Here is a 20,005-nt window from a genome sequence, read left to right as displayed (position 1 = left end):
AGCGCCGAAAATCGGCGAAAAGGGCAGTGGATTAGCAGCCTGGGCCACAGTCCATACAGTGTTTGATCATTTCAGGGCCGAGTTTGAGCTTGGCGTTCACATCCCGCAACGCGGTACGTACCCCTTCTTCAATCACTGGGTGATAGAAGGGCATATCCAACATTTGCGAAATGGTCATTTGATTTTGATGTGCCCATGCTAACAAGTGGGCCAAGTGCTCAGCGTTCGGACCAATCATTTCAGCGCCAAGAAAGCGGCCAGTGCCTTGTTCGGCATACACGTGTAACAAACCTTTGTTGCGCAGCATCACCCGTGAGCGGCCTTGGTTTTCAAACGACACCACGCCGGTTTCAAAGCAGCCGCAGGGACCGAGACGGTCGGTAATTGCTTTGTAGCTTTCGCCCACCATCGCAATTTGCGGGTCGGAGAAGACCGCAGAGAGTTTGCTGCGGCGCAATCCGGCACGGATATCTTTACTGCGGCCTGCGTTGTCACCGGCAATGCGCGCTTGGTCAGCCGCTTCGTGCAGCAACGGAATTTGGTTACTGGCATCACCGGCAATAAAAATGTGCGGTGCCGTGGTTTGCAGGGTGTAACTATCGGCAACCGGCACCCCGCGGGCATCCACTTTGATGCTGGTCGCGTCAAGGTTTAGCTTGTCGACATTGGGGCGACGACCGGTGGCGGCAACCACATAGTCGACCCAGCGCAGTTGGCTCTCGCCCTCTTTATCGCGATAACGGATTTGCACCTTATCGCCTTCACGCACCATCTCTTCCACCTTGGCATCGGCGTCGAGATAAAACTCCTCACTGAAGGTGCGATTGGCATACGCCATGATGTCCGGATCGGTCAGCGGGCCCACTTGGCCGCCGACGCCAAACATGGTCATCTCGACCCCGAGGCGATGCAGCGCTTGTCCCAGCTCTAGGCCAATTACACCCGGGCCAAATACCGCAACCGAGTCAGGTAGATCGCCCCATTCGAAAATATCATCATTGACCACTAAACGATCGCCAAGGTGATCCCAAGCGGACGGCCAGCTTGGACGAGAGCCTGTGGCGATCACGATGCGATCAGCATGGATGGTGGTGTGATCGTCGACCATTAAGGTGTGATCATCTACAAAGCGCGCATAGCCGTCGATTTTGTCTTGAGCGGGAATGTCATCGACACTTTCCAGTACAAAGCCGACAAAACGGTCACGCTCGCGTTTCACCCGATCCATCACCTCACGGCCATTAATTTCCGTGGTGCCGCCGGGATACACACCGAAGCCGGGCGCTTTGTCGATATGATGTGCTGCTTCAGCCGCCGCAATTAACAGTTTGGAAGGCATGCAGCCAACCCGCGCGCACGTGGTGCCATAGGGGCCGCCTTCAATCATCACCACGTTATCCGTATGCGCTTTGGCTGCGCGATAAGCACCTAGCCCGGCGGTTCCGCCACCGATCACAGCCACATCAACCGTTAATGTTTTCATTGCTTTCTCCTGGGAAAATAACGGGCGGCAAGGAGGCCGCCCAAACAGCGGATTACTGATTCAGATAGGTGTCGAGCTCTTCACTGCCACCGATATGACGGCCACCGATAAATACTTGTGGCACGGTGGTGCGACCGCTCACTGCACGCAAAGAAACCGTGGTGGCGTCTTTGCCAAGAATAATTTCCTCAAACTGAAGGCCTGCGTCGATCAGGGCTTGTTTGGCCTTGGCACAGAATGGACAGCCCGGCTTACTAAACACGGTGATCGAATCTTGCAGTTTGTGCTCAGGAGCGATGTAGCCCAGCATGGTGTCGGCATCAGATACTTTGAACGGGTCGCCCGGCTCGTTGGGTTCGATAAACATTTTCTCGACCACGCCGTTTTTCACCAGCATGCTGTAACGCCATGAGCGTTTGCCAAAGCCAAGATCGTTTTTGTCGACCAGCATGCCCATACCATCAGTGAACTCGCCGTTGCCGTCAGGCAAGACATGAATGTTGTCAGCGTCTTGGTCGGCTTTCCAGGCGTTCATCACAAAGGTGTCGTTGACGGACACACAGACAATGTCATCAACGCCGTATTGTTGGAACACCGGATATAGCTCGTTATAGCGCGGCAGGTGCGAGGATGAACAGGTCGGTGTAAACGCACCCGGCAGGCTGAATACAATCACGGTTTTATTGGCAAAAATGTCATCGGTGGTAACGTCTTTCCATTGGTCGCCTTCGCGAGTACGGAAGGTAACTTGTGGTACTGGTTGGCCTTCTTTTGATGCAAACATGGTTTCCCCTTTTGATTTGGTCGTTAACTGTCAACGGCATGTGTCTGACTCGCCGTGTCTTGATGGATGTAGTATCGCGAAAGAAGATTGATAGCTCTAATCGCTTGATGCTATGGTTTTGATAGTTTTCTCCTATAGAAGAGACAGCAATGAATATTCGTGATTTGGAATACTTGGTGGCGCTGGCCGAACACCGCCACTTTCGCAAAGCGGCCGAAGCGTGTTTTGTTAGCCAACCCACCTTGAGCGGACAGATTCGTAAGCTGGAAGATGAGCTGGGCGTGAGTTTGTTAGAACGCACCAGTCGTCGTGTGTTGTTCACGGATGCGGGTATGAGGTTAGTACAGCAGGCACGTAACGTGTTGCGAGAAGTCACAATTTTGACCGAATTGGCCAGTGAACAAGGGGAAAGTATGACGGGGCCCCTACATATTGGCCTGATCCCGACCGTCGGCCCTTATCTGTTGCCGAAGATCATTCCCATGTTGCGCGACCGTTTTCCAGAATTAGAGCTGTTTATTCACGAGGGTCAGACCCAGCAGTTGGTACAGCAATTGGAAGAAGGCAAACTCGATTGCATCATTTTGGCTTCTGTGGAAGAAACCCAGCATTTGAAAGAACTGCCATTGTATGAAGAGCCAATGCTATTGGCGGTCAGTGAGGCGCATAAGCTTGCGGGATGTGCTGAGGTGGCGTTAGATGTCCTGCAAGGAGAGACCTTGTTAATGCTGGGCGATGGTCATTGCTTACGTGACCAAGCGATGGGATTTTGTTTTAAAGTGGGCGCGCGCGAGGATCAGCGTTTTCGTGCCACCAGTTTAGAAACACTCCGCAATATGGTCGCGGCGGGCAGTGGTATCACCTTACTCCCTCGCTTATCCGTCCCTGCACAGCGACGCGATGGCGTAGCCTATATTCCCACCACGTCGCCAACCCCGACACGGCAGATCACCTTAGATTATCGCCCCGGTTCACCATTGCGAGGGCGCTATGAACAATTGGCTGAAGTGATCCGTGAGCATATGGTCGCGGTCATGGACACGCCGTTAAGTGCTGAGCCTACCGCATTAAACGCAGGATAAAAAGAACCCCCCAATACTGGATATCCAACATTGGGGGTCAGTTCAATTGTCACGGATACGGTCGATTAAAATAGCGATTCGGTCTCCGTTTCATAAATGGTGCCGCTAGGCTGGGATGAGACGTATTCGGTTGGCTCTGTCCCTTTAATAAAGTACTCGAACATCGAGGTGTGGTCGGTTTTGCGGGTGAGCAAACCGGTTTCACGATCAATGCGTACCTTCACGATACCCGGTGGCACCACTTTGCTTTGTTCTGGCACATCCGCGAGGGCTTTTTGCATAAAGTCTATCCATGCGGGCCCAGCGGTTTTGGCGCCAGACTCGGCCCCACGAATTGGTTGCTGTTCGTCATTCAGGTTGCTGTTGCGGGTTGTGCGCCCTAATTCACGTGAGTGGTCATCAAAGCCCACCCATACCGTGGTGACGATACCCGGGCCATAACCTGTGTACCAAGTGTCTTTAGAGTCGTTGGTGGTCCCGGTTTTACCGCCGATATCCCGTCGTTTCAGCGCTTGTGCGCGCCAGCCGGTGCCATTCCAACCGGTGCCATAGCGCCAGTCGCCGCCGCCCCAAATATTGCTCTGCATCATTTCGCGCACCAAGAACGCATTTTGCTCGTCAATAACTTGTTTGGCGGGCTGTGGCGATTCTTCGCTGTTATCGGTCAGCAAATTCTGCTCGTTGAAGGGGTCTGCTTTCTCCATCGGCTTTTCGCAGTCATCGCAAATCACCGATGGGTTAGCACGGTAAATTTCCTCACCGAAGGGCGTTTCTACCCGATCGATGATGAAAGGCTCCATAAAGTAACCACCATTGGCAAACACGCTAAACCCTTGTGCCATTTCAACCGGCGTTAAGCTGCCTGCGCCGAGTGCAATGGCTTCGGCGCGAGGGAGATCATCACGTTTAAAGCCAAAGCGAGTCAGATAATCTAAGGTATCGTCCAAGCCAACACGACGGAGGACACGCACAGCCATCACGTTTTTCGATTGTGCCAATCCAATGCGAGCACGCAGTGGCCCTTCATAACGTGGCGGCGAGTTTTTCGGACGCCATGCCACGCCTTGACTGCGATCCCAGCGGTTGATGGGCGCGTCATTAATCAAGGTGGCAAGGGTCATGCCTTCATGGATGGCCGCTGAATAGATAAAGGGTTTGATGCTTGAACCCACTTGGCGCACCGATTGGGTAGCACGATTAAATTTGCTATGCACAAAGTTAAAGCCACCCACTAAGGCTTTGATCGCCCCTGTGGTGGGGGACATGGATACTAAGGCGGTATTGGCGTTGGGCACTTGCGCCAAGTGCCATTGATCGTCAACGCGACGAATCCACACCTGTTCACCGCTTTGTAAAATATCACTGGCGTGTTTGGGCGCGGGGCCTTGACGATTATCGGTAATGTAAGGGCGCGCCCAGTCCATCCCCGCCCAATCGAGTGTGATTTCTTGGCCATTAGGACCAATCACTAAGGCGGATTGGTCACTCACTTCGGTCACGATGGCAGGTTCAAGAGGGCCATAGCTAGGCTGCTTGGCAAGATAATCGACAATACGCTGGTGTTGCCAACGGTCGCTTGCGGCTTGCCATAAGGTCGCGACTGGACCGCGGAAGCCGTGGCGACGATCGTAAGCAAGGATGTTCTCCATCGCTGCATCATTGGCCGCGCGTTGCATATCGGAGTCCACACTGGTGTATATGCGAATGCCCGATGTGTAAGCATCGTCGCCAAAGTGTTCTACCGCCCATGCACGCGCCATTTCTGCGACATAAGGCGCATCGAGCTCAATTTCAGCACCGTGATAACGCGCGACAATCGGCTCATTTTTCGCTTGGCTATACTCGGCCTGCGAAATGTAGCCTTCTTTGAGCATGCGAGCCAGCACCACGTTACGGCGCTCAGTAGCACGAGACAGGGAGTACAATGGATTCATGGTGGATGGCGCTTTAGGGAGGCCGACAATCACCGCCATTTCACTTAAGGTCAGCTCGTCTAGTGTCTTACCAAAGTACACTTGTGCGGCGGCACCAACGCCATAGGCGCGGTAGCCGAGAAAAACCTTGTTAAAGTACAGCTCAAGGATTTCGTCTTTATTCAACAATTGCTCGATATGCACGGCGATAAAAATCTCTTTTATCTTGCGCATGATCCGCTTTTCGTTGGAAAGGAAGAAATTTCGCGCTAACTGTTGGGTGATAGTACTGGCCCCTTGCTTCGCACTGCCTGACATGGCTACTACCACGGCGGCGCGAACGATACCAATCGGGTCGATCCCCGGGTGTTGATAGAAGCGACTGTCTTCAGTGGCGATCAGCGCATCAATCATTTGCGGAGGGATGTCTTCCAGTTTAACGGGAATGCGTCGCTTCTCACCAAATTGGGAGATCAGCTTGCCGTCAGCACTGTAAACCTGCATTGGGGTTTGTAGCTCGACATCTTTCAGTGTCGCCACATCGGGGAGGTCGGGTTTTACGTACAGGTAAAAACCGAAAATTGTAGTGACTCCCAGCACTGTGCAAACCAGTGCAAAGATAAGCAGACGCTTTATGAACTTCACCTGAGATTTCCCGTTCTGTTGCAATTGAGCCGTTCAATAACCATACGTCAGTAGTATAAAGGCACCAGCAATAAAAATAACCCGCCGTGAAGGGCAGTTTTCTAAATGCTGACCTCACGCTGACGTTGGGAGCCTAACACGAAATGGTTCGAAATTCGGCAGTTTTAGGTATCGATATTGGCCGAGATACCATTCACGCCATTGCGGTTCGTGCACATCGACAAGGCATTCAGGTCGCAGGGCATCATGAGGTGCACTATCGCGCGACTGACGATCTTTTGACCCCGATGACCGAGATAAAAAAACGATTACTCGCGTGTTTACCTTGGTATCAGCGCTTGCGCGTTCCTGTGGTGGTAGGCGTGGATGAAGATGCGGTGATCACCAAGCAAATTACGGCACCGCTTATTGACGATGAGATTGAGCAAGAAGCCTTGATTGGCCAAAAGCTGAGTGCTGCCCTCAACATGGATACCGCTACCTTGTATTACGACTTTGAGGTCATGAGCGGTATTTCCGTTCAGCCGGGACAAGCCTGTTATCAAGTCGTGGCGTGTCGGCGTCATGCTCTCACTCCAGCCCTAGACGCGCTCAAGCGGGTCGGTTTATCGCCCTCGGTGGCGGACATTAACAGCCAAGCGTTAGTCGGGGTCTATCAAGCGATTCGGCCTGTTGCGCAGGCTAATCACTGGCCGCTGTGGCTGCATTATCACGGTGGCTTGATCACCGCGATTCGTCTTTATCCGGATGGTCAGGTTTACCAGCATCGCAGCCGTTTGGGGGAAGGAGAGCGCTACGAACACCGCGAAGAGCACGCGAACACCTTAGTACAGCAGCATGTTGATCAGGCTTGCCATCGTGCGCGTGAGCACAATCGGCTCTTGCCCCTGAGCACCGTTTGGATAAGCGGCGTCTGGCCTACCACACTCACGTCTGAGCATCTGGCCATCACACGCTTAAATCCAGTGGCGATGTTGGACCAAACTGCCCCCACCATCAGTGACGAGGCCAGTATTGCGTTGGGATTAGCGCTGCGTGGAGGGTATTCATGCTTATAAATCTACTCCCTTGGCGGGAAAAAGCGCGCCGTGCTCAGCGTTACACCTTGATGGTTCACACTGGTTTGGTGGTGCTGGGCGTGGTACTGGTGGTTAGTGCCGTGAACGCGGTCCAGCAGCACTGGCTGACTGAGCAACAGGCACGTAATCAACGCTTAACCGCCGGGATGAACGATTTTCGTGCCACCTTACAGGCTTTCAAGCGCGAAGATAAAAAGCGTGCTGCGCTGCAATCGCGCTTACAACTGGTCAACGCATTACAACAACAGCGCAATAATGTCACCGCATTACTGAATTTCATTCCAACCGTGATGCCTGAAGGGGCGTATTTGAGTCGTTTGGCGCAGCAACACGGACGTGTCACGGTCGAAGGCTGGGTGACATCTAATGCGGAGATGGCAAGCTTGTTGGCAGCGTTAGAGCAAAGTGCATTAGCCACCGAGGTTGATATTGACACTGTGATCACCGAATCCGGATCGCAACGCGCCAACAAACGCTTCACGTTAAGCTTTCGCTTGACCGACTACGTCACACCGCAGCTACCGAAGCCCAAAGGAGTGCAGTCATGATCGCACCCTCTGAGTGGGATTGGCAAAAACTCCCCAGTGCGCCACTCGCCACCCGCGCTATCGTTTGGGCGGTGGGCGCGTTCGCGCTACTCGTTCTCGCAGCTTTGCTGATTTGGCTACCCAACCAAGAGGCGTTGAAGGCAGCGACACAGCGCGAAGTACAACTTAAAGCCGAGTATCGATTGTTGGCCAACCGCGTGGCGGCTCTGCCCGATGTGGAGGCACAAATGCGCGCGTTAAATCAGCAATATGCCACTTTGATTGCCCAATTGCCGGAAGAAGAAGAGCTTTCGGGATTACTCGCTGGGGTTAATGAAGTTGGGATCCGCCATCAGTTGCGCTTCAAAACATTGAAATGGCAACCAAGAAAGCATGGCAGCTGGCTCGATGCTATTCCGATGACGGTTGTTCTGAGCGGTGATTATGCCTCTATCGGTGCATTCAGCGCGGATATTGCTGCCATGACGCGCTTGGTGTCGCTGCAAGATTTTGTTTTAACCCGTACTGAAACCGATGACATTCATGCGCCCTTGCTGCTGTCTGTGTCTGCGACCACATATCGTTATACCGGTGAACGTATTGCCACCGACAAGGAGGCCTTACAGTGAAGCGTCTTTTGGTGTTGTTATTTGGGTTGAGTTTGGTCGGCTGTGATAGATACCACAGTGATATCGAACGCTTTATGCAACAAACCCAAGCCAGTGCGCAAGTCACCGCGACCCGCATTCCCCCTCCGCCAAGTTACCAATCGATAGCCTTTGTCGCTGATCAGCGGGATCCCTTTGTGCTGCCAGCCATCAATACAGGTGGACAGGCTTCAACGGGTGACTGTTGGCAGCCCAATTTACAACGGCCTTTAGAGCCACTTGAGCAATTTCCACTGGCAAGCCTTGCCATGAAAGGCAGCTTAACCAAAGGCGCACAGCAACAAGCCTTAATTGCACGTCCTGATGGCACCATCACTCAAGTCAGTGAAGGTGCGCATTTAGGCGAGAACCGTGGCCGTGTAGTGGACGTGAATGCACACCAGATCGCCATTGAAGAAGCCCTGCCGGATGGCTTGGGATGTTGGCAGCTTCGCACTGTTACCTTGTCGATGGAATCAACTTTGCCGTAGTTAGGATACCAATATGATGATACGCCCTTACCTTTCCCGCACGTTCTCGCAAAGCGTTCGCCCAGTCTGGCTCATACTGCTGGTACTGATGTTCAGCCTGGGTTCAGTGCAGGTTGCCGCAAAGAGTATGCTGACTGATATCGCAGTGAAGCGTCTAGATAATGGTGATGCTCAGGTCTCGCTGACGTTTTCTGATGCCGCGGTAACGGCTGACTTTCGTCAACCCATCCCTCAGCAAGTCACGCTACGCTTGCCGAATGTACAGCTAAAACAGGCATTACTTGCGGTTCTCGATACTCGCAGCCGTCAGACGCCAGTGACTGAGATTGAGACCTTTCAGGCCCCTGAGAGTGCTCGCATTGTACTGCGTGCTGAGCAGGCCGTGGAGTTTGATTATCAGCAGCAAGGAAAGGTGTTGACCATCCGCGTCTCTGCGGCAAAAAAAGCGCCTTCTGCGACGGCCTTAGCGCAAAAAGGGGCGGCGATCTCGATTAACTTCCAAGACATTCCGGTCCGTACCGTGTTGCAGCTGATTGCTGAACAGAATGATTTTAACCTTGTGACCTCGGACTCGGTACAAGGCAATATCACCATGCGCATTGATGGTGTGCCTTGGCAAGATGTATTGGATGTGATTTTGCGTGTGAAGGGACTGGATAAGCGCCAACGGGGACAAGTGATGCTCGTTGCTCCGAGCGCTGAGCTGATGGCACAAGAAAAGCAAGCACTCGAAATGCGTCAGCAGGCCGATGCCTTACTGCCTCTGACCTCAGAAGTACTCACGGTGAACTATGCCAAAGCCAGTGATATCGCCGCCCTGCTCAAAGGTCAAGGCGAAGGGGTCAGTTTACTGTCTCCTCGCGGGGCGGTGTCGCTGGATGAGCGCACCAATGCGTTGATCATTAAAGATAATCAAAAGAACTTAGCCCGTATTCGCACCTTGGTCCGCCACTTGGATGTGCCGGTGAAGCAAGTTGAAATTGAAGCGCGGATTGTCACGGTTGAAGAAGGGTCTGTCGATGAGCTGGGAGTGCGCTGGGGTATTTTAAATCGCAACGGTTCAACCAGTATCGGCTCTTCGATAGAAAGCAACCTGATGTGGGACCGTAACATGTACAATTCCGATGACGAGGCATTGACCGGATCGGGCAATGATTCTCTGCCGGTGGACAATTTTTTGAATGTGAACTTGGCCGCCTCCAACCCTGCCGCGTCAAGTCTGGCACTGCAAGTGGCTAAATTGGGCAGTGATTTATTGCTGGATCTCGAGTTATCGGCGCTGGAAAGTGAAAACAAAGCAGAAATTGTATCGAGCCCGCGCTTAATCACCACCAATAAAAAAGCGGCATATATCGAGCAGGGGACCGAATTACCTTATCTTGAAGCCTCTTCCAGCGGTGCTGTGGCGGTGTCGTTTAAAAAAGCAGTACTTAGCCTTACCGTGACGCCCCAAATTACCCCAGAGAATGAGTTAGTGCTGGATTTGAAAGTCACCCAAGATATGCCAGAGAAGTCGGTGGTGGCAGGTAAAGGGGAGGCCATGTCGATCAGTACCAAGCGCATTAATACGCAGGTATTGGCGAGGAATGGTGAAACGGTGGTGCTGGGAGGGATCTTCCAACACACCATGATTAACAAAGAAACCAAGGTGCCATTACTCGGGGATATTCCGCTGTTTGGAAATCTATTCAAACACCGTCTGAAAGATCATGCAAAACGCGAGCTTCTGATCTTTGTGACCCCTAAAATCGTCACAGGGTAGGTTAGGTGTTGCCAAAGGGGCCACTGTCCTGAGATAATTTTTAGTCTGATCACGAATTATCTGTGAGGAATTGGCGCCTCGGGCTTTTCTACATCAAGCCTGCGGGCGGTGTTGTTTTATTTAACCGCGCGTAAAATTGCTTAAAATGGCTGAAAAACGAAATATCTTTTTGGTAGGCCCTATGGGGGCTGGTAAAAGCACAATTGGTCGTCATCTCGCTCAACAACTTCACATGGAATTTTATGATTCTGACTCAGTGATTGAAGATCGAACTGGGGCAGACATTGCATGGGTGTTCGACGTTGAGGGAGAAGAAGGTTTTCGTCAACGTGAAGAGAACGTGATTAACGACCTGACTGAGAAGCAAGGTATCGTGCTAGCGACCGGCGGCGGCTCTATCATGAGTAAAGAAAGCCGTAACCGTCTCTCTGCTCGTGGTGTAGTGGTGTACTTAGAAACCACTATCGAGAAGCAGCTGGCGCGTACACAACGCGATAAAAAACGTCCTTTGCTTCAAACCGATCAACCCCGTGAAGTGTTGGAATCACTCGCGCAAGAGCGCAACCCACTTTATGAAGAAATTGCTGATTATGTGGTGCGTACTGATGATCAAAGCGCCAAAGTGGTCGCGAATCAAATCATCGAGTTGTTAGAGCAGCACTAATCCCAGACACAGGACCCGACCATGGAACGGATAGATGTTCAGTTAGGGGCGCGTAGCTACCCTATCTCTATCGGCGAAGGGCTGCTGGCAGATGCCAGCTTGTTTGAAAACGTACGTTCGCGTCGGGTTGCTGTGATAAGCAACGAGACAGTGATGCCATTATATGGCGAGAAGCTGGTCTCGACGCTTAAGCAGGCAGGGGCACAAGATGTCGCCTGCCTTAGCTTACCCGACGGTGAAGCGTACAAATCGCTAGAAACCTTCAATACTATCAACACCTTCCTACTTGAAAACAACTACAATCGCGATGTGGTGCTGGTGGCACTGGGTGGCGGTGTGATTGGTGATATCGTTGGCTTTGCCAGCGCTTGTTATCAACGCGGGGTAGATTTTATTCAAGTTCCTACCACCTTATTGGCGCAGGTTGACTCGTCGGTTGGCGGGAAAACGGCCATCAATCATCCCTTGGGTAAAAATATGATTGGTGCGTTTTATCAACCCAAAGCGGTGGTGATTGACACTCAAGTACTCAGCACCCTCCCAGATCGAGAGTTTGCGGCGGGAATGGCTGAGGTAATCAAATACGGCATTATCGCCGACGCGCCTTTCTTTGACTGGCTCGATAGCGAAATGGCGGCGTTGACCGCTTTGTCACCCGACGCGTTAAGTTATGCGATTCGGCGCTGCTGTCAAATCAAGGCTGATGTGGTCGCGCAAGATGAAACCGAAGCCGGTGTACGTGCTCTGCTTAATCTGGGCCACACCTTTGGTCATGCGATTGAAGCGGAGATGGGCTATGGCAACTGGTTACATGGTGAAGCGGTTGCAACGGGCACTGTGCTTGCTGCCCACACGGCACTGCGTCATGGTTTGCTGGACGAACAAAGTGTGTCCCGCATCACTGCCTTGCTCGAAAAAGCGCAGCTTCCCGTGCACGTCCCTGCCCAGATGAACTACGATGCTTTTATTAAGCACATGATGCGTGATAAAAAAGTGCTTTCAGGACAGTTGCGTTTGGTACTGCCAACAGCGATCGGCCAAGCGCAAGTGGTTGCAGATGTTCCACATCAGCTTTTAGCCGATGTGATTGATGCCGGTTAACCATTGAATGCATGACAAACACCTTTGATACCTTGGCCTTGGAGCTGGAAAGCCAAACCCAGCTCTTATCACGCCTGCAGTTTCTTACCCGCTTTAGCTCTAACCTTATCCAGGTCACCGGTCCGACTGGCGCGGGTAAAACCTGGCTCAGTGAGCGCTATATGGAGCAATGGGCCGACGCGTCGGTCCACTCCTTATTGGTGTGTCACACGGCACAAAATGATGCACAACGCCGTGCTATTTTGCTTCGTCAAATTGTCAAAGATGGCGTATTTAATGAGGCCGACCCGCTAGTCGATAGCCTGACGATGATGCTCGGCGACAGTGGGTGCGATGCATTAATTGTCATTGATGATGCCCACCGTCTTAGCCCGAATTTATTGTCTGAACTTTGGGCACTGGTTTTACAGGCACAAAACCAAGATCATTGGCGCATCAATGTGGTGCTTTTTGCGTTGCCCGGAAAGTTGAACAAGTGGCTTCGTCAGGTGTCATATGGCCAAGGCCAAAAGCCGTTAGAGTTAGAAGTCTCGCCCTTAAACGAGGGGGAGGAAGAAATGTTTATCGATGTGTTGGCGGTGACCCGACGCATTGATGCGACCAAGAAAAAACAATGGCTGGCCAAGTTGGCCAATCAAACCCTCTATCCGGGCATGATCATGGGCAAGGACAATCAGGAGACAGGCACAGTGAGTGACGAGAAGAAAAAGCCCTCGCGTAATAAACCCTTTACCATGCTGGTATTGGCCGTGGTGCTCATGGTCGTGGGTGCTGGTGTGATTTGGTGGTACTTCCCGAGCCAAAGTGATGATCAGTCCTCGGGCATGGTATTGCCAGAAGGGTTAAAGAATCTTGATGACTTACTCCGCGAACAGCAGGGCGAGCCAGAGAGCGCCGTGACTGCTGGCCAAGGCACCGAGAAAGGCATGGACCAAAACCCAGCCAGTACTTCAAACCGCACCAGCCAGTCAGGCTCGGTGACTGAAGATACAGTCTCATTGCCAGAAGAGGTTAATGGCGAAGGCTTGACGGTTGGCCGCGGAGATGAAGGCAAACGCGTTGTCGTGCCTGATGACGTGGTCGATGCCATGATTGAAGAGCAGGATGCAGGTGGTGATGGTACTGAGGCCGTTGACGAACCCTTGATCCCTGAGCTGGCACAAACACCGCCCACACCGGCGGCACCAGACAGCCGTCCAGAGCCTGCTGCTCCACGCCAAACAGCGCAACCGGAAGCTGCATCTCAGCCAGCGTCCGCGAACCAGACCTTGCCGTTAGATGCCCAAGCTCTACTGGCGGTGCCTGCACAGCGCTATGCGTTACAGCTGGCCGCCTTACAATCCCGCCAAGATGCGGTTGATCTGATTGCGAACTATCAACTTGATGGGCGTGTTCAGGTTTATCAAACTCGCCGTAATGGTGGCACTTGGTACATGGTATTACTGGGCGATTATGAGAGTGTCACCGCGGCGCGTCGCGCAGAACTCACGCTGGCCGACAATGTCCGTGCGCTGCAGCCATTCGTGAAATCATTTAGCCAAATTCACCGTGAAATCAATCGTGCAAATGGGCAGTAAAATCCGCTGATTGATGAGACAAAATAAGGTACAATCCGCCCCCTTTCATATCGCGGAGAATGACAAGGGGCAATGAAAAAGCATCGCGCGTTTCTAAAGTGGGCTGGCGGGAAGTATTCGCTGGTCGATGACATTCGCCGTCATCTTCCCGAAGGGGACACGCTGATCGAGCCTTTTGTCGGCGCAGGGTCGGTGTTTTTAAACACCGACTACGACCGCTATATCTTGGCTGATATTAATCCCGACTTGATTAATCTCTATAACATTATCAAACAAACCCCAGCACGGTTTGTCGATGATGCACGCGCCTTTTTCTGTCAAGACTACAATCAAAAAGCGCAATATTTGCAAGTGCGGGAAGACTTTAATGCCACGCAAGATCCGTATCTTCGCTCGCTCTATTTCTTGTACATGAATCGTCACGGCTTCAATGGCCTGTGCCGTTACAACAAAAAAGGTGGATTTAATGTTCCCTTTGGGTCTTACAAGAAACCGTACTTCCCTGAAAAAGAGCTGTTCTTTTTTGCCGAAAAAGCACAACGGGCAGAGTTTGTGTGTGAAGGGTATGCGGAAAGTTTTGCCCGCGCGAAGCTGGGCGACGTGGTGTATTGCGATCCTCCTTATGCGCCTTTAACCGCGACAGCGAATTTTACCACTTACGCCACCAACGGCTTTACGCTGGATGATCAAGCGTTATTGGCCGAGCATGCAGAGCAGGCAGCGATGGCGGGTGGGATCCCGGTTCTTATTTCAAACCACGACACCCCTTATACCCGTCGTTTATATCGTGGTGCGACCTTCAACGTGGTACGAGTCAAACGTACCATTAGCCGTAATGGGAATGGGCGTAATAAAGTGGATGAGCTGTTGGCACTCTTTGCGCCTCAACCCTAACAGGAAAGTGGCATTAGGTAATCATGCCGACAATGGCAAGCAAGGTCGCGACAAATACACCGATCATCACCACGCCTATCACGATGTACGCAGCAGGTGAGTCTTGAGCAAAATCGCGTTGACGGTTTTGCTCGGACTGCACACCAAAAAGCGCGGCAATCACACTTTTGATGACGTCCCAAACGCCTAATTTTGTTGTCATGATGCCTCCTTTTTTGTCGCTCTTATCCAACCCTAGTTGGCGGTATGTATTTTGTCAGCTGTTCAGGTAGAAAAGCGGGATCGAATAAGACAGCGCGAGCGAGATCGGGTAGAATTGCGGCGACTTTTTGGCAAGTGAGGCGACAACTATGACGGATTTTTTGATCGCGCCATCGATTTTATCAGCAGATTTTGCGCGCTTGGGCGAGGATGTAGAGAAGGTACTCGCCGCGGGTGCAGATGTGATCCACTTTGATGTAATGGATAACCATTACGTGCCTAATCTCACCTTTGGCGCGCCGATTTGTCAGGCGCTGCGCGATTACGGCATTACCGCCCCGATTGACGTGCACCTCATGGTTAAGCCGGTTGACCGCATTATTCCCGACTTCGCCAAAGCTGGCGCCGATATGATAACCTTCCATGCTGAAGCCAGTGACCATATCGATCGCACCTTACAATTGATTAAAGATCACGGCATGAAAGCCGGGCTGGTATTTAATCCCGCCACACCACTGCATTATCTTGATTACGTGATGGACAAACTCGACATGATTTTGTTGATGTCCGTGAATCCCGGTTTTGGTGGCCAATCGTTTATTCCAAGCACCTTGGATAAACTGCGTGACGTGCGCGCACGTATTGATGCCAGCGGTCGAGACATCCGACTGGAAATTGATGGCGGTGTGAAAGCTGACAATATCGCCGAGATTGCCCAAGCAGGGGCAGATATGTTTGTTGCCGGTTCTGCGATTTTTGGGCAACCCGACTATAAAGCGGCCATTGATGAGATGCGCACCGCGCTTGCAACTGTAAATAGGTAAGTAGTATGAGCCTTCGTTATATTGCCTTCGACCTCGATGGTACCTTGGTCGACAGCGTACCGGACTTAACTCAAGCGTTACAGATGATGCTGGCCGACTTGGACATGCCCACCGTGACGGTGGAACAAGTTACAGGTTGGATTGGTAACGGTGCCGATATTATGATCCGTCGTGCGCTGTCGCGTCGTCATGATTTTGCCACTGACTTGGATGCCGATTTGGTCGCTCGTGCCCGTGAGCGTTTTAACTTCCACTACGACAATAACGGCCATGAAAAAACCGTGCTGTATCCGGGCGTGAAAGACACCTTGGCCGCGCTGCATCAGCAAGGTTATCAACTGGGTGTCGTGACAAACAAACCCGTGGCATTTGTGCCCGCCATCCTAGAAGACTTAGGATTAGCCGCCTTGTTTACGGATGTGTTGGGAGGCGATAGCCTACCGACCAACAAGCCAAACCCAGAAGGGTTGCACCATTTGCGAGACAAGCATGGCTTAACCAATGCACAAATGTTGATGGTCGGTGATTCAAAAAATGACATTTTGGCAGCCCAGAATGCAGGCATCGCTTCTGTCGGGTTAACCTATGGCTACAACTACGGTGAACCGATTAGCGATAGCCGTCCTGACTATGTGCTGGATTCATTCAGTGAGCTACAAGCCGTGGTCGCCAGCCACCAAGCATAACGATTATATAGCAACATAACTACCGCCCGGTTGGGCAACGCGTAAAGGAACCTAATCATCATGAGTCAATCTTCAAAACCCATTGTACTGAGTGGTGTGCAGCCCTCGGGTGAACTAAGTATCGGTAACTATCTAGGCGCGCTGCGTCAGTGGGAACAGATGCAAGATGATTATGACTGCCAATACTGTGTGGTGGATTTGCATGCGATTACCGTTCATCAAGATGCGGATGCGTTACGCGAAGCAACCTTGGATGCGTTGGCGTTGTGCTTGGCGGTGGGCGTGAGCCCTGAGAAAAGTAACTTGTTTGTACAATCGCACGTGCCAGAGCATGCGCAATTGGGCTGGGTATTGAACTGTTACACCCAAATGGGTGAGCTGAACCGCATGACCCAGTTTAAAGACAAATCGCAGCGTCATGCTGAGAATATCAACGCCGGTCTATTTGGGTATCCAGTGCTGATGGCGGCAGATATTTTGCTGTATCAAACCAATCAAGTGCCTGTAGGTAATGATCAGAAGCAGCACCTAGAGCTTGCCCGTGATATTGCCACGCGCTTTAACAATCGTTACGGTGATGTCTTTACCATGCCTGAGCCTTACATTCCTGATGTGAATGCACGGGTGATGAGCCTGCAAGATCCAACCAAGAAAATGTCGAAGTCGGATGATAACCGTAATAACGTGATTGGTTTGCTCGAAGATCCCAAAGCCATTGTCAAGAAAATCAAACGTGCGGTTACCGACTCGGAAGAGCCACCGCGTGTCCATTTTGATATCGAGCAAAAGCCAGGTGTCTCTAACTTGCTTGGTTTGCTGTCCGGGGCGACCGGTGAGTCAATTGCCGCACTAGAAAAAGCCTACGAAGGCAAAATGTATGGCCATCTGAAAAAAGATACTGCTGAAGCGGTGGTGGCGATGCTCGAACCTCTCCAAGCGCGTTATCATGAGTACCGCGCTGATCGCGCGCTGCTCGACAGTGTGATGCAAAAAGGTGCTGAGCACGCATCGGCACGCGCACAGCAAACCTTGCGTAAAGTGTATGACGCAGTGGGTTTTGTTCCACGCGTGTAGCACACGAATATGACGGTATAAAAAAGCAGCGGCATAGACCGCTGCTTTTTTGATCAGACCGGAACCCAACTCTCACTTCTTATAAGTCCATCAATAGTAACTGTTTCTGATGCGAGCCAAATCACGCCATTCTGTGTATCCATCGTTAATAATGCGCGCGAAATTCGAGTAATCACTCAAACTACGTGAAGGAACAGGTATGAAAAAGCCACTGATGTGGTCGCCGCTAGCATTGATGATGGCGGGACTCGCCATGCCCGCGGCCGCCAAAGCCCCCCTCGAGCAAACCTACCAGTGCGGCATGACGCCCACCACGCCCATTTATGCGATCCAAGGTGACGGTGAGCGCAGCCCATTAGTCCCAGCGGACAAATACAGCTCCGATAAAACCTATGCGGTACAAGGTGTTGTCACTGCGGTGACTCAAGGCCTTTATAAAGGGGTTTGGATTCAAGATCCTCAAGGGGATGGCAATCGCGCCACGTCCGATGGCTTGTTTGTGTACTTGCGGGACGCTGATGCTCTCAATTTGCAGCCCGGTGACACCTTATGTGCCAGTGGTAAGGTCAAAGAGTATTATGGTCATACGCAGTTGGGTGTGACCGATAATCAAGTCGCTAAGGGCCCGTATTATGGTCCGTTGGCTCCGACTGCCATTCGTGTGGATCACGGTGAGTCGTTAAAGGATGCACTTGAGCGTTACGAAGGCATGTATGTGACCATGGACGCGGACAGTGAACTGGTGATCACTCGTAATTTTGGCTTTGACTACGACGCGTTTCGCAACAATATGGTGTTAACGCACCGCACCCCTTTATTTAAACCCACGCAACTTTATCCAGCGTTAACCGACGAAGCGAAAGCGCTAGCGGCGAACAATGCGGCGAATCAGCTTTATATCGAAAGTGATCAAAAAGCCAAAGACGGACAAATTCCCTATTTTCCGGGACTCGACGCTGAGCAAGGCTATCTGCGTATTGGCGATCGTATTGAGCATTTGTCTGGCGTGATGGGCTTTAGCTACGATCAGTACCGTTTAGTGGCGACCAACACCATTACCGCCGGTGACATTGTGCACCGTCACGATCGTCAAGATGCACCCGCGACGGTACCGAATACCGACATTAAAGTGGCAAGCTTTAACGTACTCAACTATTTCACCAGTGCCAGCGCCATTGGTGGTCCCTTAAATGTCACCTGTAAAGATCGCGACCATGCGGACGCCAAGCGTGGTTGCAACCGAGGTGCTAAAACCGCCGCTGAGTTTGAGCTCCAACGTACCAAGATTGTCAATGCCCTCCGCGCGATGGATGCTGATATCGTTGGCTTGATGGAGCTTGAAAACAATGGGTTTGAAGCTGGAAGCGCCATTGCCGATTTGGTGACCCACCTCAACGCAGAGTTTGCGGATCCTGCAGACCATTATCAGTTTGTTGAACCCAGCGATGCGGTGAAAAATCAGGGCGCGTTTTTTGGCTCTGATGCGATCATGGTGGGCATGATTTACCGCCCTGCAAAAGTCTCGTTAGCCGGTGACGCACAAGCGGTTGCTATGCCCGAGCAGTATATAAGTGGTGAAAACCCTGAGGGCGAAACGCGTGAACTTAACAAGTATCAACGCGACAGCTTGCTGCAAGCGTTTAGCATTAATGGCGAGCCGTTACACATTGTGGTTAACCACTTTAAGTCGAAAGGATCAGGCTGTTATGAAGATTGGATCGCGGGTGAATTCGAGACGGATACAGCAGATTTACAAGGACATTGTAATGCTTTCCGTGTCTCCGCGGCAGTGACATTACGCGATCGTCTGCAGCAGCTGGATGGAGACGTATTGATCCTTGGCGATCTCAATGCGTACGCGAAAGAAGATCCGGTCCGTGTATTAACCGACTACCAACGTCAGCCTAACCAGCGCGATATCATGACAGCCGCAGGAACGGAAATTCGCGGTGTACCTATGCATCCGACCGCACAAGCGGTAGAGAAAGGCCTGGGCTATATCAACCTCGCCACGGCGCGATTGGGTGATAAAGCCTATTCCTACTCGTACTCGGGTGAATTGGGGAGTCTCGACCATGCCATCGCCAGCGCTAGCTTGGCGGAAAAAGTCGTCGGTGTGGAAGACTGGCACATTAACTCGGTTGAAAGTACCTTGTTTGAATACAGTCGTCAGTACACTGGGGATTTGGTGAAATCGACAAATCCGTTCTCTTCGTCAGATCACGACCCTGTGATTGTGTCTTTGGCGTATCCGGATCCGGTTGTGCCTGTATCGGTTACCATCAATAACCGCAGTATTTTGCCGATTATTCCGATGCTGAATGGACAAAAAAGTCCTGATCACGCTTGGATGAAATGGCGCTCACAACGCACCTTTGATACGCAAAGCCCATTGGTACAAGGGCTGAAGCTTGATAAAGATGATCGTATCGAGGTCACTGTGAAAGCGCTGGGTTTGATCCCCGTCCATTGTGGCAGTGCGCCGGCGAGTCAGCCCATGTCGGTCCGTTACACCGGCTTCCGTTGCCAACTACGTTAATTTAATCACTGCGGGCAGTGGCAACACCGCCC

The 20,005-nt window shown here is 51.8% G+C and carries 18 protein-coding genes; 14 read left to right on the top strand and 4 right to left on the bottom strand.

Annotated elements, in window-relative coordinates; translation table 11 throughout:
* Positions 1-31: 31 nt before the first annotated feature.
* Positions 32-1,483: a dihydrolipoyl dehydrogenase gene (locus E8E00_RS12445; RefSeq protein WP_096630619.1), complete on the bottom strand. Its 1,452-nt coding sequence runs from the start codon at positions 1,481-1,483 to the stop codon at positions 32-34.
* A 52-nt stretch (positions 1,484-1,535) separates the two neighbouring features.
* Positions 1,536-2,267, bottom strand: coding sequence for a glutathione peroxidase (locus E8E00_RS12440; protein WP_096630621.1), 732 nt, complete (start codon positions 2,265-2,267; stop codon positions 1,536-1,538).
* A gap of 149 nt (positions 2,268-2,416) precedes the next feature.
* Here E8E00_RS12440 and oxyR point away from each other — a divergent pair, with 149 nt between their 5' ends.
* The gene (gene oxyR, locus E8E00_RS12435; protein ID WP_069589866.1) at positions 2,417-3,349 is read left to right on the top strand and encodes a DNA-binding transcriptional regulator OxyR; all 933 of its coding nucleotides are present in this window, start codon (positions 2,417-2,419) and stop codon (positions 3,347-3,349) included.
* 65 nt (positions 3,350-3,414) lie between these two features.
* Here the strand turns inward: oxyR and E8E00_RS12430 are convergent, their stop codons facing one another.
* Complete coding sequence (locus tag E8E00_RS12430) at positions 3,415-5,907, bottom strand: penicillin-binding protein 1A (protein WP_096630624.1); 2,493 nt, start codon at positions 5,905-5,907, stop codon at positions 3,415-3,417.
* A 143-nt stretch (positions 5,908-6,050) separates the two neighbouring features.
* On the opposite strand from E8E00_RS12430, the gene pilM reads away from it, so the two are divergent.
* The 9 genes from pilM to dam all read left to right on the top strand — a co-directional run bounded on the left by pilM (position 6,051) and on the right by dam (position 14,649).
* Positions 6,051-6,965 (top strand): pilus assembly protein PilM, encoded by a 915-nt coding sequence (gene pilM, locus E8E00_RS12425; RefSeq protein WP_096630626.1) that lies wholly within the window; start codon positions 6,051-6,053, stop codon positions 6,963-6,965.
* The gene (locus E8E00_RS12420) at positions 6,956-7,534 is read left to right on the top strand and encodes a PilN domain-containing protein (RefSeq protein ID WP_096630628.1); all 579 of its coding nucleotides are present in this window, start codon (positions 6,956-6,958) and stop codon (positions 7,532-7,534) included. The genes pilM and E8E00_RS12420 overlap by 10 nt, the downstream gene beginning before the upstream one ends.
* The gene (locus E8E00_RS12415; RefSeq protein ID WP_069589871.1) at positions 7,531-8,142 is read left to right on the top strand and encodes a type 4a pilus biogenesis protein PilO; all 612 of its coding nucleotides are present in this window, start codon (positions 7,531-7,533) and stop codon (positions 8,140-8,142) included. The genes E8E00_RS12420 and E8E00_RS12415 overlap by 4 nt, the downstream gene beginning before the upstream one ends.
* Positions 8,139-8,651, top strand: a complete 513-nt coding sequence (locus tag E8E00_RS12410; protein WP_069589873.1) for a pilus assembly protein PilP — start codon at positions 8,139-8,141, stop codon at positions 8,649-8,651. The genes E8E00_RS12415 and E8E00_RS12410 overlap by 4 nt, the downstream gene beginning before the upstream one ends.
* A gap of 16 nt (positions 8,652-8,667) precedes the next feature.
* Complete coding sequence (locus E8E00_RS12405; RefSeq protein WP_096631586.1) at positions 8,668-10,413, top strand: type IV pilus secretin PilQ; 1,746 nt, start codon at positions 8,668-8,670, stop codon at positions 10,411-10,413.
* Between the two features lie 145 nt (positions 10,414-10,558).
* Positions 10,559-11,077, top strand: a complete 519-nt coding sequence (gene aroK / locus E8E00_RS12400) for a shikimate kinase AroK (RefSeq protein WP_069589875.1) — start codon at positions 10,559-10,561, stop codon at positions 11,075-11,077.
* A gap of 21 nt (positions 11,078-11,098) precedes the next feature.
* The gene (gene aroB, locus E8E00_RS12395; RefSeq protein WP_096630631.1) at positions 11,099-12,178 is read left to right on the top strand and encodes a 3-dehydroquinate synthase; all 1,080 of its coding nucleotides are present in this window, start codon (positions 11,099-11,101) and stop codon (positions 12,176-12,178) included.
* A gap of 11 nt (positions 12,179-12,189) precedes the next feature.
* The gene (locus E8E00_RS12390; RefSeq protein WP_096630633.1) at positions 12,190-13,755 is read left to right on the top strand and encodes an AAA family ATPase; all 1,566 of its coding nucleotides are present in this window, start codon (positions 12,190-12,192) and stop codon (positions 13,753-13,755) included.
* Between the two features lie 72 nt (positions 13,756-13,827).
* Positions 13,828-14,649, top strand: coding sequence for an adenine-specific DNA-methyltransferase (gene dam, locus E8E00_RS12385; protein WP_069589882.1), 822 nt, complete (start codon positions 13,828-13,830; stop codon positions 14,647-14,649).
* 13 nt (positions 14,650-14,662) lie between these two features.
* Here the strand turns inward: dam and E8E00_RS12380 are convergent, their stop codons facing one another.
* Entirely contained in the window at positions 14,663-14,851 is a 189-nt protein-coding gene (locus E8E00_RS12380) for a DUF2970 domain-containing protein (RefSeq protein ID WP_069589884.1), read from the bottom strand.
* A 148-nt stretch (positions 14,852-14,999) separates the two neighbouring features.
* On the opposite strand from E8E00_RS12380, the gene rpe reads away from it, so the two are divergent.
* The 4 genes from rpe to E8E00_RS12360 all read left to right on the top strand — a co-directional run bounded on the left by rpe (position 15,000) and on the right by E8E00_RS12360 (position 19,973).
* Positions 15,000-15,674: a ribulose-phosphate 3-epimerase gene (gene rpe / locus E8E00_RS12375; protein WP_069589885.1), complete on the top strand. Its 675-nt coding sequence runs from the start codon at positions 15,000-15,002 to the stop codon at positions 15,672-15,674.
* A gap of 5 nt (positions 15,675-15,679) precedes the next feature.
* Positions 15,680-16,360: a phosphoglycolate phosphatase gene (locus tag E8E00_RS12370; RefSeq protein WP_096630636.1), complete on the top strand. Its 681-nt coding sequence runs from the start codon at positions 15,680-15,682 to the stop codon at positions 16,358-16,360.
* Between the two features lie 60 nt (positions 16,361-16,420).
* Positions 16,421-17,434 (top strand): tryptophan--tRNA ligase, encoded by a 1,014-nt coding sequence (gene trpS, locus E8E00_RS12365; protein ID WP_096630638.1) that lies wholly within the window; start codon positions 16,421-16,423, stop codon positions 17,432-17,434.
* A gap of 199 nt (positions 17,435-17,633) precedes the next feature.
* Positions 17,634-19,973 carry an ExeM/NucH family extracellular endonuclease gene (locus E8E00_RS12360; protein ID WP_096630640.1) on the top strand — a complete coding sequence of 780 codons (2,340 nt, stop codon included), beginning with the start codon at positions 17,634-17,636 and terminating at the stop codon, positions 19,971-19,973.
* Positions 19,974-20,005 lie beyond the last annotated feature (32 nt).

It is taken from the genome of Salinivibrio sp. YCSC6 (assembly GCF_004916735.1).
In the GTDB taxonomy this organism is placed as follows: domain Bacteria; phylum Pseudomonadota; class Gammaproteobacteria; order Enterobacterales; family Vibrionaceae; genus Salinivibrio; species Salinivibrio proteolyticus.
The sequence above is the reverse complement of the archived record's forward strand: the minus strand, read 5'-3'. Positions and strand labels throughout refer to the sequence as shown.